At 65.8% G+C, this 11,683-nt stretch carries 14 protein-coding genes, 1 pseudogene and 1 riboswitch; of the genes and pseudogenes, 13 read left to right on the forward strand and 2 right to left on the reverse strand.

Annotated elements, in window-relative coordinates; translation table 11 throughout:
• The 5 genes and pseudogenes from Mrose_RS16565 to perR all read left to right on the forward strand — a co-directional run.
• Window positions 1-488: pseudogene (locus Mrose_RS16565) on the forward strand (hypothetical protein); the annotation flags it as partial.
• A gap of 75 nt (window positions 489-563) precedes the next feature.
• On the forward strand, window positions 564-992 hold the full coding sequence (locus tag Mrose_RS16570) for a hypothetical protein (protein WP_119280151.1): 429 nt from the start codon (window positions 564-566) through the stop codon (window positions 990-992).
• Window positions 993-1,114: 122 nt separating this feature from the next.
• Window positions 1,115-1,360: a hypothetical protein gene (locus Mrose_RS16575; RefSeq protein ID WP_119280153.1), complete on the forward strand. Its 246-nt coding sequence runs from the start codon at window positions 1,115-1,117 to the stop codon at window positions 1,358-1,360.
• A 56-nt stretch (window positions 1,361-1,416) separates the two neighbouring features.
• On the forward strand, window positions 1,417-2,310 hold the full coding sequence (hemC, locus tag Mrose_RS16580) for a hydroxymethylbilane synthase (RefSeq protein WP_119280155.1): 894 nt from the start codon (window positions 1,417-1,419) through the stop codon (window positions 2,308-2,310).
• A 96-nt stretch (window positions 2,311-2,406) separates the two neighbouring features.
• On the forward strand, window positions 2,407-2,805 hold the full coding sequence (gene perR / locus Mrose_RS16585) for a manganese-dependent transcriptional regulator PerR (RefSeq protein ID WP_119280157.1): 399 nt from the start codon (window positions 2,407-2,409) through the stop codon (window positions 2,803-2,805).
• Between the two features lie 78 nt (window positions 2,806-2,883).
• Here the strand turns inward: perR and Mrose_RS16590 are convergent, their stop codons facing one another.
• Window positions 2,884-3,759, reverse strand: a complete 876-nt coding sequence (locus Mrose_RS16590; RefSeq protein WP_119280158.1) for an alpha/beta fold hydrolase — start codon at window positions 3,757-3,759, stop codon at window positions 2,884-2,886.
• A gap of 159 nt (window positions 3,760-3,918) precedes the next feature.
• Between Mrose_RS16590 and Mrose_RS16595 the strand changes: the two genes are divergently transcribed.
• Entirely contained in the window at window positions 3,919-4,893 is a 975-nt protein-coding gene (locus Mrose_RS16595) for a DUF4384 domain-containing protein (protein ID WP_119280160.1), read from the forward strand.
• A gap of 30 nt (window positions 4,894-4,923) precedes the next feature.
• Here Mrose_RS16595 and Mrose_RS16600 read toward each other — a convergent pair whose 3' ends face one another.
• Window positions 4,924-5,574: an FAD-binding oxidoreductase gene (locus tag Mrose_RS16600; RefSeq protein ID WP_119280162.1), complete on the reverse strand. Its 651-nt coding sequence runs from the start codon at window positions 5,572-5,574 to the stop codon at window positions 4,924-4,926.
• 179 nt (window positions 5,575-5,753) lie between these two features.
• Between Mrose_RS16600 and Mrose_RS16605 the strand changes: the two genes are divergently transcribed.
• The 7 genes from Mrose_RS16605 to Mrose_RS16635 all read left to right on the forward strand — a co-directional run.
• Window positions 5,754-7,175 (forward strand): PEGA domain-containing protein, encoded by a 1,422-nt coding sequence (locus Mrose_RS16605; protein ID WP_245970003.1) that lies wholly within the window; start codon window positions 5,754-5,756, stop codon window positions 7,173-7,175.
• A 317-nt stretch (window positions 7,176-7,492) separates the two neighbouring features.
• Window positions 7,493-7,624, forward strand: a riboswitch (SAM riboswitch).
• A gap of 125 nt (window positions 7,625-7,749) precedes the next feature.
• On the forward strand, window positions 7,750-8,316 hold the full coding sequence (locus Mrose_RS16610) for a hypothetical protein (RefSeq protein WP_119280163.1): 567 nt from the start codon (window positions 7,750-7,752) through the stop codon (window positions 8,314-8,316).
• Window positions 8,313-8,849, forward strand: coding sequence for an adenylyl-sulfate kinase (gene cysC, locus Mrose_RS16615; protein WP_119280165.1), 537 nt, complete (start codon window positions 8,313-8,315; stop codon window positions 8,847-8,849). Before Mrose_RS16610 ends, cysC begins: the two co-directional genes overlap by 4 nt.
• Window positions 8,850-8,899: 50 nt before the next feature.
• Entirely contained in the window at window positions 8,900-9,529 is a 630-nt protein-coding gene (locus tag Mrose_RS16620) for a phosphoadenylyl-sulfate reductase (RefSeq protein ID WP_220452354.1), read from the forward strand.
• A gap of 82 nt (window positions 9,530-9,611) precedes the next feature.
• Window positions 9,612-10,772, forward strand: coding sequence for a sulfate adenylyltransferase (sat, locus tag Mrose_RS16625; protein WP_119280169.1), 1,161 nt, complete (start codon window positions 9,612-9,614; stop codon window positions 10,770-10,772).
• A gap of 1 nt (window position 10,773) precedes the next feature.
• Window positions 10,774-11,523 (forward strand): sulfite exporter TauE/SafE family protein, encoded by a 750-nt coding sequence (locus Mrose_RS16630; RefSeq protein ID WP_119280171.1) that lies wholly within the window; start codon window positions 10,774-10,776, stop codon window positions 11,521-11,523.
• A gap of 39 nt (window positions 11,524-11,562) precedes the next feature.
• Window positions 11,563-11,683: NAD(P)-dependent oxidoreductase (locus Mrose_RS16635; RefSeq protein WP_147371600.1), on the forward strand; the 121-nt coding region annotated here is incomplete at its 3' end.

Below are 11,683 nucleotides of genomic sequence, written 5' to 3' on the forward strand. Positions count from 1 at the left end.
GAAGCTCTCATTGGCCACCGCTTCCCGCAGCAGAGGCACCACCGGCTCCGCCGGGGAGAGCTCCGGGGTGTAGGGCGGTAGGTGCAGCAGCAGCAGACCGGGCGGTACCTGGAGGTCTTTGGCCCGGCGTCTGGGCCGCCACCTTCGCCAAGACCGCCCCAGGCCAGGCCAGGGCTCTGGCCGAGCAGCTTCTGGCGACCCCTCAGAGTGCGGGGATTCGCCTCTTGCTCCTCACCGACGACGACACCGCCCTAGACCCCGACGAACTGCTGTGGGCCATCCTCAACAACATCGACCCCGAGCGCGACGCCTGGGTGCTGCCGGGCGCCGAAGGCCCGGTGTTGGTGCTCGACGGCACCCGCAAGCTGGCCGAGGAAGGCTTCACGCGCCGCTGGCCACAGAAGATCGTCATGAGCCCCGAGGTGGTGCGCCGGGTGGACGAGCGCTGGGAGGGGCTGGGGCTGCCCGTGCGGCCTCGAGAGAGGTAGCCCCGGCGGGCTGAGGGGCTCAGAAAAAGGGCATCTGCACCTCGAGCCCCTACCCACCGTGGGTACGCTGGGGGCATGAGAGCATGGCTCCTGGTTCTGCTGTTGCTGCTCAGCCCGGCCCTGGCCCAAACCCTCGTGGAGGTCACCGCCGTGGCTGCGATCCAAAGCTCGCTGGTTTCGGGGGTGCGTTTCCCCAGTGGCTCCTTCAGGGCGGGCAAGGGAAGCGAGGCCATCATCGCGCGGATTCCCGATGCCGCCCGTTTCAACCTCGAGGTCTACGCCGCCAGGGGCATCGCCAGCCGCCTGCACGACGCCTTCGTGATGCAGCTCATGACCAGCTTTGCCTCGGCGGGCTACTTGCAAGAGGGCTGGCCGCAGACTCAGCAGGTCGGGGGCGAGACCCGCACCCGCTACGACTTCCGCGACGACAGCGGCAGGGCGGCGCTGCTGTTCATCGTGCGCAAGGGGGATGAGCTGGTGTTCGTGGTGGGCAGGCAGAGATAAGGTTGTCGATGGTCGAAGGCTAAACGCAAGACGCAAGACGCAAAATGCAAGACGCGGGGGCGGGTATTCGACTATCGCCCCTGCATTTGACGAATGCCTTCAGGCGGCATGAGGATAGGGGTATGTTGCTGTGGTCTGAACTCGAGGCCGCCATCCCCCTCGACGAACTGCCCGCCTTTCACCGTGCATTCTTGGATATGCACCGGCCTGAACTCGGCGCGCAAGCCCTGCCGCTGCGCCGGGTGCAGCAGTACGTGACCCAGACCCTGCATACCCTGGTGGGCAGGGGGCTGGCCGAGATGGCAGAGGGGGATTTCAAGGTGGTGCCCGAAGCCCTGCCCGAGCCCTACAGGAGCCGTTTTCGCTAGTTGGGGGTGCATAACCTGCCCCCTTTCACCGACGATCCGCTAATATAAAGCCCTGTATGCGCGTTATCGTCATCGGCACGCGGGGAAGTCTGCTCGCGCAAGCCCAGACCCGCTACGTGGTGGAGCTGCTGAAGGAAAACTGGCCTGAGGCAGAGTTCAAGGTCAGAACCGTGCAGGCTAAGGTTGGTCAGGATGCCACGGCAGCCGAGTTGCGCCAGGCGTTGCAAAACCGGCAGATTGATATTGCCCTGCACTCCATGAAGTACCTTCCCGCCGACACCCCCGAGGATTTGCATCTGGTAGCGGTAACCCGCCGCATGGAGCCGCGCGAAGCCTTCCTGGGCCGCAGCGCCAAGCGTCTGGAGGACCTTCCCAAGGGGGCTGTGGTGGGGGCCAGCACCCTCTGCCGCAAGGCCCAGTTGCTGGCCTTCCGCTCCGATCTGCAGGTCAGGGCTTTGAGCGGCGACCTCGACGACCGTTTGGCAGCGCTGGGCAGCGGCGACTATGACGCGATCGTGATGGGGGCCGCCGAGCTGCTGCGCATGGATTTGCACAACCGCATCGACCAGATGCTCAGCCCCGAGGTCATCCTGCCCCCGGCGGGGCAGGGGGCGTTGGGGCTCGAGGTGCGGCGGGGGGATGATTGGGCCGAGGAGCTGGCCTACAGCCTCAACCACCGGCCCTCGGCGGACCGGGTCTACGCCGAACGGGCCTTCGTCAAGGCCCTGGGGATGGGGCTTGCCGCTCCGGCGGGTGCGCTGGCGACCGTAGAGGACGACGGCTTGTTGCGCCTGGAGGGCGTGGTGGTTTCCCCCGATGGCCGCGAGCTCATCCGCGCCGAGATCGAGGGCGACGCCTCCGAGGCCGAGGAGCTGGGCGACGAGTTGGCTGTGGATCTGCTGGAGCAGGGGGGCAGGGAATTGCTGGCGGGAGTCGAGGTCAGTGGTTAGGGGTCGTGCGCCAAGCGCGCTTGTGGCCTCAATCCCCCACAAGCGGGTCGGGATTACTGACATTTGTCCCGCTGGACCGCTATACTCTTTAGAGCCATGGGGATGAAACGTCTGACCCGGCAGCGTAAAGCAGTGCTCGAGGTGGTGCGCGGCGCGAAGGGACACCACCCTGACGCCGCTTGGGTCTACCAGGAAGTGCGCAAGCTGGTGCCCAGCATCAGCCTGGGCACGGTGTACCGCACCCTCGAGGCCCTGGTCGAAGAGGGTTACCTGCTCCCCCTGACCCGCAGCGGTGAGGCTACCCGCTACGAGGCCAACCTCGACGGTCACCTGCACATGATCTGCACGCGCTGCGGTGAATACTACGACCTGCGCGTGCATCTGCCCGACTTGCTGGCCCAGGCTCGAGTGCAGTACCCCCACCTGGATATCTCCGGCGTTCAGGTCGAGTACGAAGGGGTCTGTGAGCGCTGTCGCTCCGATTTGCAGTCCTGATGGCGTTTCCCACAAAACACGGCCTGGTTGTCCGTGTGGGGTATTCGTGGGAACCGCTCTGAGAGGCGCGGGCTATCCCTACCCCTCGAGGAGCAGCCGGGCCAGCTCCTCGGGCTTTTCTTGCTGGGGCAGGTGGCCGCAGTCCTTCAGCATCACCAGGCGGCTGCCGGGGATTGCCTCGGCCAGCGCCCTGGCGGAATCGGTGGGGGCGATGTGGTCCTGCTCGCCCCAGACAATGCTGACGGGAAGTTTCAGGCTGCGCAATTCCTCGGGCTTGAACAGGCCCCACAGCGCCTGCCACACCAGCCAGCGGTAGGTGGAGAAGTAGGCCCGCCGCTGCTCGTCGCTCCAGACCCGCTCCCAGACCCGTTCGCGCAGGAAGGCCCGCAACTCGGAGGGAAGGGCCTCGAGGTCGTGGTAGTAGGGCCGCAGGCTGGCGTAAGCGAGTTCCTGGTCGCGGCGAAAGCTGTTGTAGAGCCGCTCACCTAGCACGGGCAGCAAGAACAGCAGCAGGCGCGGGTTGAGCCGGCCTTTGATGAGGGGGCCGTCCAGCAGAAAGAGCCTTTCCACGCGCTCGGGGTGCTCGAGGGCGAAGCGCAGGGCGATGGCCGCCCCCAGTGAACTGCCCACCAGCGTGACCCTGGAGTTGCCTCGGGGGAAGAGGGCCTCGAGCAGCCCCCCAACGCTTTGGGTGAAGAAGCGCAGGGTGTAGGCCCGGTGGGGACGGCCGCTGCGGCCAAAGCCCGGCAGGTCGGGGGCGATCACCCGGCGGTGGGGCGTGAGCCGGGGAATCAGGCGCTGCCAGGAGTCGGCCTCGTCGCCCAGGCCGTGCAGCAAGAACACGGGGGCGGGGTTCTGCGGGGCGGCATCATAGAGGAAAAGCCTGAGGCTGCCGACCTGCACCTCGCGGCGGTGGGGCTCCAGGACGGGGGGCACCTTGAACTGGGGCTTCATCGGCCTCGAGTTTACCCACGGGATCGTGTCCCTCCCCGACAATTTGAGAGCTTCCTGATGAAGGGCTGAGCATCAGACGACGATTGGCTCAACCCGACCTGAAGCCTTTTTCACGAAGCTGAAGCGCGCTTCTTTACCCTGGGGCTCGGAGGTGAAAGCATGAAGCGAACCGTGGCTCTCCTCGCGCTGGGGATGCTGGCCTACGCTGAACCCCAGGTCAGCCCGCAGCGCATCATCGTCAACCCTGTCCCCACCGATCTCCAAGTGCGTGTCTGGGTGGACAGGGACCCTGGCAAGAGCGGCAACCCCACCTACCAGAATGGTGAAGCGATCTCCATCGGCGTGCAGGTCAACCAGGACGCCTACGTGTACCTCCTGAGCATCGATGCCGGGGGTGAGATCAACCCGATCCTGCCCAACCCTTTCGACGAGGACAACTTCCTGCGAGGCGGGGAAACCCGTCGCTTCCCCCCGACGGGCGCCCGCTACACTTACACCGTGAGCGGCCCCAACGGACAGAACCGGGTGCTGGCGGTGGCCTCCAAGCGCAGGCTGGACATGGGCCGGGTGCTCGACGTGGCCAACGACTACCAGCCCAGGGTGCAGGGCGAGCAGCTAGGCCGGGTCATGGCCATCGTGGTCGACCCGGTGCCCGACCGGGACTGGACCAGCGACGTGGCCTTCTTCGTCGTGGGCCGCGCCCAGCCTGCACCCCGTGCGGGCACGCTGGTGATCGACACCGACCCCCAGGGAGCCCAGGTGCTGCTGGATGGGCGCAGCATCGGCACCACCCCTATGCGAATCGCGGTCAACCCCGGCAGGTACAGGCTCGAGTTCGTTTTGGATGGCTACGAGCGCTCGGGTCTGACGCTTAGCGTGGACCCCGGTGAGACCGTGCATGTCGAGCGCGAGCTCAAGCCCATCGCCAGCGTGCTCGAGTTCTACTCCAACGTCGAGACCATCGTCTACGTCGATGGCCGGGAGGCTGGCAGAACCAAGAAGGGCTATTTGCGTCTGCGGCTGAGTCCTGGTGAACACCAGGTCGTGGCGCTGGCCCCTGGCTACGAGGCCTTCGTGGCCAACGTGCGCCTGCGGGGCAATCAGACCCTGCAGGCCAACCTCAACCGCCTGTAGCGCTGGGCTTCCGGGAAAATCCCCGGTGGCTCACAGTGCCTCGACCAGGGCCTCGAAGGTTTTGGGCATCGGCGGGGGCTTGCCCCCGTCGGCCCAGCTCATGCGCAGGTCGCGCACGGGCCCCTCTCCTACGCCCATGCCGCCGGGAAACAGCGGGCGGTAGTCCAGGCTGCCACCCAGCCTTTCCCCGCCGAAAGCCTGCTCGAAGGCGGCCACCTCCTTAGGGTGGCCGAAAGTGAAGGCGTAAAGCGTTTCGCCCTCCTGCCATACGAAGCGGGGCTCGAGGCGCAACCCCTCGAGCCTGCCTGTCTTGCGCACGAACACCCGCTCCCTCCCCGGACGCAGCCGCAGCGTCGCCCGCAGCACCTCGCCCAGCGTGCCGAAGCTCCCCACGAAAGGGCGCACCAGGTCGTAGCCCTGCACGTTCTTGACCACCTTGCCCCCGGCCCGCAGCACCCGGCCTTTGGGGGTGCGAAATTCCAGCCCCAGCACCTCGGCGGCGAAGAAGAAGTTCTGCCCGAAGCCCCCGCGTGCGAGCAGTCCGCCCACTCCGCCGGGTAACTCCACTGGGGGGAAGGGGGGATAGAGCCCTTGCGGCAGGGAGTCCCAGACTTCCAGCAGCGGCGTATCGCCGCTGGCCACCAGGTATTGGTCGTCGGCGCAGAGCTCGAGAACAGCCATGCTTTTACCTTACTCTACCCAATCAGCCCGGCTAGATGGGATGAAGTTGGGAAAGCTATGAGATGGCTGAAGAATGCGATGAGTACGGGATGAATACGGTACCGTGACATAAACTTCGGCTGACGACGCTCTCATGAAGTTGAAGAAAGGTGCTCTAGGCTATGTTCGGAGGTGAGCAAATGAAGCGTGCTATAGCGCTGTTAATGCTGGGGCTGGGCCTCGTAGCCCACGCCGAGCCCCAACTCAGCCCTCAGAACATCGTCGTCAACCCCGTGCCCACCGACTTGCGGGTGCAGGTTCGCGTGGACCGTGACCCTACCGGGCGCGGCAACCCGGTGTACCAGATCGGTGAAAAAATCGCGATCAACGTCTCGGTCAACCAGGATGCCTACGTCTACTTGTTCGGGGTCTACCCCAACGGGGAGATCTCGCCCATCCTGCCCAACCCCTTCGACCGCGACAACTTCCTGCGGGCGGGGGAAACCCGCCGTTACCCCCCGGTGGGCGCTCGCTACGAGTTCACCATTGACGGCCCCGAAGGCCAGCACCGGGTGCTGGCGGTGGCCTCCAAGCGCCCGCTCAACATCGGCAGCATCATCGACTCGAGCCTGCGCCCCCTGGTGCGCGGAGCCGACGCCCTGGGCCGGGCCATCGCCATCGTGGTCACCCCGGTGCCCGATCAGGACTGGACCACCGATGTGGCCTTCTTCACCGTCGGTCGCCTCCAGCCCCAGCCCATCAGCGGCACCCTGGTGGTAAACTCCAGCCCGCAAGGAGCCCAGGTCTACCTCAATGGGCGCTTTGTGGGCAGTACCCCCGTCACCGTCCGCGTGACGCCGGGGCGCCAGGATGTCGAACTGCGGCTGGCCGGGTACGAAACCTACCGCACCTCGGTCAACGTCAACCCTGGGCAGACCGTCAACATCAACGCCACCCTCGAGCGCACCCGTCCCAGCACCGGCACCCTGGTGGTGAACTCCAGCCCGCAAGGAGCCCAGGTCTACGTCGATGGCCGCTTCGTAGGCAACACACCCTTGAGCATTGGCCTCAACCCTGGGCGGGCGGACGTTGAAATCCGGCTGGATGGTTACGACACCTTCCGCACCTCGGTGGTGATCAACCCCGGCCAGACCACCACCATCAACGCCAGCCTCAACCCCTCCCGGCGCACCGGCGTCCTCAGCGTGAACTCCAGCCCCAGCGGTGCCGATGTGTACATCGACAACCAGCGGGTGGGCCGCACCCCCTACTCGGTGCAGATCAACGAGGGCACCTACGACGTGCGGGTCAGCCTGAGCGGCTATACCGACTACCGCACCACGGTGCGCGTCGAGCGGGGTCAGGAAACCCGCATCAACGCTCAGCTCGTCCCCCTGCGTGCTCAGCTCACCATCTCCGCCAACGTCGAGGCCAGGGTCTTCGTGGACGGGCAGGAGGTCGGCACCGTAGGCCCCGGCGGCACCGTTCGCTTCGATGTGAACCCTGGCCGCCACCAGGTCGTGCTGCTGTCCCCCGGCTACCGGGTCTTCGTCACCGAGGTCAACCTGCGTAGCGGCGAGAACGAGACCATTCGCGCCAACCTCAGCCGCTTGAACTTTTAGGCCATCCGGCGGATAAGGGACCGGGGTAAGGGCCCCGGTCCTTTGTCATGAGCACTTGGGTCACCGGGTTCCGGGTGGCGGGAGGGGAGGCTTGGGGCCCGTATTCATACCGGATTCAAAAAGATAGTCGTCCAATCCAAGAGATTCACTTCCTTCGGTCGGGTTGGTTCGCTGCCATTCGGCAACGAAGCAACCGAATCTGGTATCGGCGTACGAGCCAATGATCACCGCCGCCAATTGTTTACAAGTTTTGTCACTTATGCTAGCCTACCTTCCATCCCGGCTTTGAGTCGGGACGGGTGCGGCAGCACCCTCGGGTCTTATCCAGAGCAGCGGAGGGAACGGCCCTGCGAAGCTGCGGCAACCCGTAGGGGCTTTCAGCCGGCAATCTGAAGCGTCTCTGCGTAGGTGCCAATTCCGGCCCGGACACCGTCCGGGGAAGATAAGGAGGTTTTTGTGCTGGAAGCTATGTCCAAGTCTCAGATCATGGGTGTGCTTTCGTGTTCCGGGCGCTGTTGTCCTGGCCTCGTCGCTGGCCGTCGGCACTTGGAATCGTCTGTTATGGGAGCACACCATGAACTTGTTGAACCACGAACCCGTTCATAACTTGGGAAAACACCCTTCATCCCTCGAAGCTTTTTCAGCCGCGCAGCGCATCCATGGCGAGGTGCGGCGCTCCGGCATGAGCTACCGCGTGCAGCTTGCTTGGGATGGCAAGCGGCTCGTGGGGCGGCTGGGTGGGGCGATCTTCGGCGAGAACGTGTACCTCGAGGCCCATCAGGGCCAGCTTCTGGGCTCGGTGGCCAGCAGCGGGCGGGCCTTTGCCCTGCATGCTCAGCACGGGGGGAAGCGCCTCCAGCTTCGCCTGGTGGGGGCCGAGCACGGCTCGAGCGCGCAGTTGGAGTTTTCAGAGGATTCAGCCTCGGGCTGGGCCTACCTCGAGGGCGTGGCGCAGCCGGTGGAGGTGAAGTTCGGCCCCACCCGGCTCGACGCCCGCACCGGCTCTGAACAGGAAGTGACGCTGCACCACCCCGGCTTCGCGGCCTGGGTGCTGGCGGCTGTGGCGCTGGTAGCGGACGTGGCGGCCCGCAATGCCTGGCGGGTGCTGCTGGACAGCTACGCGGGTTGGGCCGAAGCATGAGCGGGGTGGTGGTCTGGTTTACCGGGCTTTCCGGCGCAGGCAAGACCACGCTGGCAAAAGCCCTCGAGGTTCACCTCTACGAAGCGGGCCAGAAGGTCGAGCACCTCGATGGCGACGTGGTGCGCGAGCACCTGTCGAAGGGGCTTGGCTTCAGCCGCGAGGACCGCGACACCAACATAAGGCGCATCGGCTTCGTGGCCAACCTGCTGGCCAAGCACGGCGTGATCGTGCTGGTGAGCGCGATCAGCCCCTACCGGGCTACCCGCGAGGAGGTGCTTTCTCAGGCTCCGAGGAAGCTCGAGGTCTTCGTGGACGCGCCGCTGGAGGTGCTGGTTCAGCGCGACGTGAAGGGGCTTTATGCCAGGGCGCTCAGGGGAGAGATCGCCAATTTCACCGGGGTTTCCGATCCCTATGAACCGCCCTTGAACCCCGATCTGCACCTGCGGACCGATCAGCTAAGCCTCCAGGAGAGCCTCGACCGCTTGCTGGGCGCGCTCGAGCGCCTGGGTGTGGAAGTGCGGGTGCGGGCGTGAAGGCATCGAAGGCTTCAACCCCCGATACCTGGGACGCGGGAACCGATCCTGTGCTCGTCATTCGATGGGCGCTGGAGAATTACCCCGATCTGCTCATGCCCAGCGGGTTCAACCTCAATGGCGTCGTGCTCATCGACCTGGCCGCCAAAGCGGGATACATGGGCGAGGTGGTGTTCGTGGACACCGGTTACCACTTCCCCCAGACGCTGCAAACCCGCGATCGCCTCAAGGAGCGCTACCCACAGCTGCGCTTCGTCACCCTCAGTGCCGGCCTGGAAGAGGAACCCTGGGGGGAAGAGCGCTACCGCAGCGACCCGGATGGTTGTTGCGCGGTGCGCAAGGTCGCTCCCTTGCGGGACTACCTGGCCCTCAAGCGGCCCAGCGCCCTGCTCAATGCCAGGAGCCGCGATCAGGCCTCGACCCGGGCCTTCCTCGGTTTCCTCGAGGAGGGTGAACGCCTGCGCATCAACCCGCTGGCCTACTGGACGCGGGAGCAGCTAGAGGCCTATGCTCGCGAGCACGACTTGCCGGTCAACCCCCTGTACGCCTCGGGCTTCCTGAGCATCGGCTGCTGGCCCTGCACGCGAGCGGTGCGCCCTGGTGAGGACGCGCGGGCGGGCCGCTGGGAGGGCAAGGGCAAGACCGAGTGCGGGCTGTGGATGGGGGAGAAGGCCCTTTAAGCGCAAAGCCAGAGGAAGTAAGGCTCGACGATATGGAAAAGTTGACAAACCTTGTCCACAAAAACCGACTGGAGGTTCGGCCATGAGCCAGTGGAGCCAGGGGCGCATCGCCCCGCACGGCGGAACGCTAGTCAACCGCTTGTTGCAGGCCGATCCTCGCGAATACGCCCATTTCCCCGCCCTCGAGCTCTCCGAGCGCAGCTACGCCGACCTCGAGCTCATCGCCACCGGTGTGTACTCGCCGCTGGAGGGTTTTTTGGGCGAGGCCGACTACAAGAGCGTGGTCGAGCACATGCGCCTCGCCAGCGGCCTGCCCTGGAGCATCCCCATCACCCTAAGCGTGGCGGAGGCCGAGGCCCCGCGTTACCGCAGCACGGTGCGCCTGACCCGAAAGGGTGAGACGGTGGGGCTCTTGGAGGTCGCGGAGCAGTACAGGCCCGACAAGCAAAAGGAAGCCCTCGAGGTCTACCGCACCGCCGACCCCGCCCACCCCGGGGTGGCTGCCATCCTGAGCCAGGGCGAGGTCAACCTGGCTGGGCGGGTGAGCCTATTCCGGCTGGACCGGGGGGAGTTTCCCGAGCACCACTACACCCCCCTCGAGACCCGCCGCATCTTCCAGGAGCGTGGCTGGAAGACGGTGGTGGCCTTCCAGACCCGCAACCCCATCCACCGCGCCCACGAGTACCTGCACAAGGTGGCCCTCGAGCACATCGACGGCCTCTTCCTGAACCCCCTGGTGGGTGCTACCAAGGCCGACGACGTGCCTGCGCAGGTGCGGATGGAGGCCTACCGGGTGCTGCTCGCGCGCTACTACCCGAAGGAGCGGGTGCTCCTGGGGGTCTACCCGGCGGCCATGCGCTACGCCGGGCCGCGCGAGGCCATCCTGCACGCCATCAGCCGCAAGAACTACGGCTGCACCCACTTCATCGTCGGGCGTGACCACGCCGGGGTGGGCAGCTACTACGGAACTTACGACGCGCAGGAGATCTTCGGGGCCTTTGCTCCCGGGGAAATCGGCATCCACATCCTCAAGTTCGAGCACACCTTCTACTGCAAGACCTGCGGCTCCATCGTCTCCGCGCGCACCTGCCCGCACGACGGGGCTCATCACCTCATCCTCTCGGGAACCCGCGTGCGCGAACTCTTGCGCTCGGGGGCCTCGCTGCCGCCGGAGTTTACCCGTCCCGAGGTGGCCGAGGTGTTGCGCGCGGCGTACCGGGATGAAGCCGTGAGGAGTGCTTGAGATGCTCGAGGTCCTCGCGGGTTTCATGATTGCCCTGAGCATCGGCCTCTCGGGGGTGGGGGGCGGAACCATCACCGCTCCCGTGCTGATCCTCTTTCTGGGCGTACCCGCCGAAGTCGCGGTGGGCACGGCGCTGCTGTTCTCGGTTTTCGCCAAGATCCCCGCAGGGCTGGTTTACTTCGCGCGGAAGCAGGTCAATCTGCGGGCGCTGGCCTGGATGCTGGCCGGGGGAGTGCCTGCCGTGGCGGCGGGGAGCCTCCTGTTGGGCTCGCTCAAGAGCCACAAGGATGCCGTTCTGGTGGTCATCGGGCTGACCATAATTACCGTGGCCCTGATCAACCTCACGCTTACGCTCAGGAAGATCCGCCCGCGAAGCCTCCACCCCGCCTGGATCGTCCTGGTCGCGGCGTTTATCGGCCTCGAGGTGGGCTTTTCCTCGGCGGGCGCGGGGGCTTTGGGAACCCTGCTGCTCATGAGCGGAACCCGCTTGTTGCCTAAGGAAGTGGTGGGAACCGACATCTGGTTCGGCCTGATCCTCTCGGCCATCGGCGGCGGGTTTCACGCCGCGCTGGGCCAGGCCGACTTTCCCCTGCTGCTCAAAATAGCCGCGGGCGGACTGCTGGGATCGCTGGCCGGAGTCTGGCTGGCCCAGCGGATCGCCCAGCGCCCCTTCCGGCTGGGGCTTTTGCTCTGGCTGATGTTTATCGGCTCGCATCTGGTGCTTCGGAGCGTGCCGAGTCTGGCTCGGTGAACCATGGCTCTACCTCATGCTCATGCTTATTATCCCGTGATGCTGAACCTAACCGGCAGGGAGGTGCTGTTCGTGGGAGGGGGCTGGGAGACGGAGGCCAAGGTGCGGGGTCTGCTGGAGGTGGGGGCCAAGGTGACCCTGCTCTCCCCCCATGCGCACC

Source organism: Calidithermus roseus (assembly GCF_003574095.1).
GTDB classification, from domain to species: Bacteria; Deinococcota; Deinococci; order Deinococcales; family Thermaceae; genus Calidithermus; species Calidithermus roseus.

Bases quoted from the DNA above. Each gene is read 5' to 3' on its own strand.
- Mrose_RS16570 (WP_119280151.1), top strand. From the start codon at position 564: ATGAGAGCATGGCTCCTGGTTCTGCTGTTGCTGCTCAGCCCGGCCCTG.
- Mrose_RS16575 (WP_119280153.1), top strand. From the start codon at position 1,115: ATGTTGCTGTGGTCTGAACTCGAGGCCGCCATCCCCCTCGACGAACTG.
- hemC (WP_119280155.1), top strand. From the start codon at position 1,417: ATGCGCGTTATCGTCATCGGCACGCGGGGAAGTCTGCTCGCGCAAGCC.
- perR (WP_119280157.1), top strand. From the start codon at position 2,407: ATGGGGATGAAACGTCTGACCCGGCAGCGTAAAGCAGTGCTCGAGGTG.
- Mrose_RS16590 (WP_119280158.1), bottom strand. From the start codon at position 3,759: ATGAAGCCCCAGTTCAAGGTGCCCCCCGTCCTGGAGCCCCACCGCCGC.
- Mrose_RS16595 (WP_119280160.1), top strand. From the start codon at position 3,919: ATGAAGCGAACCGTGGCTCTCCTCGCGCTGGGGATGCTGGCCTACGCT.
- Mrose_RS16600 (WP_119280162.1), bottom strand. From the start codon at position 5,574: ATGGCTGTTCTCGAGCTCTGCGCCGACGACCAATACCTGGTGGCCAGC.
- Mrose_RS16605 (WP_245970003.1), top strand. From the start codon at position 5,754: ATGAAGCGTGCTATAGCGCTGTTAATGCTGGGGCTGGGCCTCGTAGCC.
- Mrose_RS16610 (WP_119280163.1), top strand. From the start codon at position 7,750: ATGAACTTGTTGAACCACGAACCCGTTCATAACTTGGGAAAACACCCT.
- cysC (WP_119280165.1), top strand. From the start codon at position 8,313: ATGAGCGGGGTGGTGGTCTGGTTTACCGGGCTTTCCGGCGCAGGCAAG.
- sat (WP_119280169.1), top strand. From the start codon at position 9,612: ATGAGCCAGTGGAGCCAGGGGCGCATCGCCCCGCACGGCGGAACGCTA.
- Mrose_RS16630 (WP_119280171.1), top strand. From the start codon at position 10,774: ATGCTCGAGGTCCTCGCGGGTTTCATGATTGCCCTGAGCATCGGCCTC.